A 3,795-nucleotide genomic window follows, 5' to 3' on the forward strand; every position below is an offset into this window, starting at 1 on the left:
AGCACAGACCCACCACCGACTCCGCACCAATGCCCTGACCAAGCAGATAGTGCGCGATCCGATTCGCCCGCCCGTCCAACTCGGCATACGAAACCTTGATGTCATCGGCCACAATCGCCACCGCATCCGGCCTCCGAGCCACCTGCCCCTCAAACAACCCATGCACCCTGGTCGCTTCGGCATCGGTCGCCGTCGCATTCCACTCCACCAACACCCGACGGCGCTCGACCTCGTCGGTGACCCGGATCGAGCTGAGCGCTCGACCGGGGTCGGCGGTCGCCTGATCGAGGACCTGGGCCAACCGTGCCGCGACCCGCTCGACGGACGGCGCGTCGAACAGGTCCGCCGCCGCCGTCACCGAGCCGCGCAGACCGGCCGGCGCGCCCTGGGCGTCGAATACCTCACGGACCGACACGTCGAGGTCGAACTTGGCCGCTCGCGCTTCCGCGGAGGGGCCGGCCGGAGCCGACGAAGCGGACGGGGTCGGAGATTCGGACGGGGCAGACACGGCGAGGACGGTCCGCTCGGTGTTCTGCACGGTCAGCATGACCTGGAAGAGCGGGTGCCGTGCCAAGGAGCGGGCCGGAGCCAGCTCCTCGACCAGCTTCTCGAACGGAACGTCCTGGTGCTTGAAGGCCGCGAGCCCACTCCCTCGCACCTGGGCGAGGACCTCGCGGAAGGTTGGGTCGCCCGACAGGTCCGTCCGTATCACCAGTGTGTTGATGAAGAAGCCGACCAGGTCGTCCAGCGCCTCGTCGGCACGCCCCGCCACGGCCGTCCCGATCGGGATGTCCGTGCCCGCGCCGAGTCGCGACAGGAGAGTGGCCAGCGCGGCCTGGACCACCATGAAAGTCGTCACGCCCTCAGCCCGCGCCAGCGTGGCGAGGCGTGCGTGCACCTCGGCGGGAACGCTCAGCGGGACATTGTGGCCGCGATGGGACGCGACCGGGGGCCGGAGGCGGTCGGTGGGAAGCTCCAGCTCCTCGGGCACGCCCTCCAATGCCGCCCGCCAGTAGGCGACCTGTCGGGACATCAAGCTGTCCGGATCGTTCTCGTCGCCGAGCAGCTGACGCTGCCACAGCGCATAGTCCGCGTACTGGACCGGCAGCGGCTCCCACGCGGGCGCCCGACCCCGTACCCGCGCCTCGTAGGCGGTCGTGAGGTCCCGGACCAGTGGGCCCTCCGACCAGCCGTCACTCGCAATGTGGTGCATGACCACGACCAGGACCCGCTCGTCAGGGCCAGCCTCAAACAGCCATGCCTTGAGCGGAAGTTCGGCGCCGATCTCGAACGGGTACCGTCCGGCCTCGCCGATCGCGTCGTCGAGCTCCGCCGGGGCGACCTCCTCGACCGTCAGCTTCCAGTCCAGCTCGTCGAGCTTGAGTATGTGCTGGTACGGCTCACCGTCCGCGACCTTGAAGACGGTACGCAGCACCTCATGACGCCCGATCACGTCAAGCAGGGCCGCGGCGACTGCGTCGCGGTCCACCTCGCCGGGCAGGGGCAGGACGACGGGGATGTTGTAGGTCGAGCTCGGACCTTCCAACCGGCTGATGAACCACAGCCGCCGCTGCGCGAATGACAACGGGATCATCAGGACTCCTCCTGGGTACGCATCGGCTGCAACGCCGGCCTGGTTGACTTCACGTTTCCGAGCTGCTGGGCGAGGCCCGCGACCGTCGGCGCGTCGAACAGAGCCGCGATCTCCACCTCCGTGCCGAGGACCGTCCTGATGCGGTTGACCAGACGGACGGCCAGGAGCGAGTGGCCGCCAAGGGCGAAGAAGTCGTCGTCCACGCCGACGCTCTCCACACCCAGGACCTGGGCGAAGGCCGCGCAGAGCACCTCCTCCTCGCGGCTCGCCGGGCCTCGGCCGGTGCCACCGGTGCCGGCGTAGTCCGGGGCGGGGAGGGCCTTGCGGTCGAGCTTGCCGTTGGCCGTCAGCGGCAGTGCGTCGAGGACGACCACGGCCGCCGGGACCATGTGCTCGGGCAGCCGCTGAGCCGTGAACTGCTTCACCTCTGTGGTGAGACTTTCGGTTCCCTCGGCATCGGTCGGGACGATGTAGGCGACGAGGCGGGTGTCGCCGGGGGTGTCCTCACGGGCAATGACAGCCGCCTGCGCGACCTCCCGGTGCGCGGCCACGACCGCCTGGACCTCACCCGGCTCGATACGGAAACCACGCACCTTGACCTGCTCGTCCGCACGGCCGAGGTACTCGAGCAGTCCCTCGGTGTTCCACCGGGCCACATCCCCCGACCGGTACATCCGCAGACCTGGCTCGAACGGGTTCGCAATGAAACGTTCCGCCGTCAGACCCGGGCGGCGGACATATCCACGGGCAAGCTGCGTACCCGCGATAAACAGCTCACCCGCAACACCCGGCGCCACCGGCTGCAAGCGTTCATCGAGTACGTAGAGACGCGTGTTGGCGATCGGGCGGCCGATCGGCACCGACTCACCAAGCTCCTGACCTGCCACGACCTCGAAGACACAGCAACCAACCACCGTCTCGGTGGGACCGTACTCATTGACCACCACCGAACCCGGCGCACGCTCCAGCCAGTCACGCACCACACTGCCCGGCAGAGCCTCACCACCCACAACCCAACGGCGAGCAGCACCCGCCGATTGCTGCTTGTCCAGCATCTCCATCAGGAGCGGGAGATGCGCCGGCACCGCCTTCACCAGACCGAACCCGGGCAAGGACGTGATCAGTTCGGCCAGCCCCTCGGCGCCACCGGCCGCACTGACCACCACTGCCGAGCCGGACACCAACGGCACCAGCACACTCGTCACCGTCAGGTCAAAGGCGAGCGAGGAATGCAACGGAGCACCTGCACTCCGGCCCATCTCATACGCACCGGCAGCCCAGACCACGTAGTTCGCCAAGCCCTCATGGGTGACGGCCACACCCTTCGGCCGACCCGTCGAACCCGACGTATAGATCACATACGCAAGGCCGGCTCCGTCCACCAGCACCTGCGGACGCTCCGCCGACTCCCCCGCGAGCCTCGCGCACACCAGCGTGCTGTCCAGGGCCACGAACCGGTTCCGGCCCGCCGGGAGATCATCCAGAATCTCCTCGGTCGTCAGCGTCAAAACCGCGCCACTGTCAGCGAGCATGAACCCGATCCGCTCCGCCGGATACTCCGGATCGATCGGCAGATAACCCGCACCCGCCTTCCACACACCCAAAATCGCCGCGATCAAGTCGACACCCCGCGGCAGGCACAGACCCACCAACGACTCGACACCCACACCCTGACCGATCAGATAACGAGCAAGACGATTCGCCCGAGCATCCAACTCCGCATACGAGAACTCCGTACCAGCACAGACCACGGCCACCGCATCCGGCGACCGCACCACCCGCTCCTCGAACAACCCCGGCACCCACACCGACCCCAGATCAGCGGCGGTGTCATTCCAGTCGACGAGGACCCGCTGCCGCTCCTTCTCACCCAAGACCTCGATGGAGCTCAGCCGGACCTGCGGATCGGCGACCAGCAGCCCCAGTACGCGAACGAAGCGCTCGCGGAGTCCGATCACGGTGTCCCGGTCGAAGAGGTCCGCGGCCGCAACCATCTGACCCCATACGCCGGCAGGGGAACCCTGCTCGTCGAAGGCCTCCGTGAGACGGACTTCAACATCGAACTTCGCCACGACAGTGTCCGACGAGTTGCTACCCGGCTGCGCACCGGGGAGGTCGAGGACGGCCTCGGCGTTGTTCTGCAGGTCCAGCTGGACCTGGAACAACGGGTGTCGCGCCATCGAACGGCTCGGCGCCAGCTC

At 68.0% G+C, this 3,795-nt stretch carries 2 protein-coding genes; both read right to left on the bottom strand.

Translation table 11 applies throughout. The features are described from left to right. The coding region (locus ACZ7J0_RS33680) for a condensation domain-containing protein (RefSeq protein WP_470893883.1) at positions 1–1,594 on the bottom strand (1,594 nt) is incomplete at its 3' end. Next, on the bottom strand, positions 1,594–3,795 hold a 2,202-nt coding region (locus ACZ7J0_RS33685; RefSeq protein WP_470893885.1), incomplete at its 5' end, for a non-ribosomal peptide synthetase. The genes ACZ7J0_RS33680 and ACZ7J0_RS33685, both read right to left, overlap by 1 nt.

This window comes from Streptomyces sp. NPDC038280 (assembly GCF_055600045.1).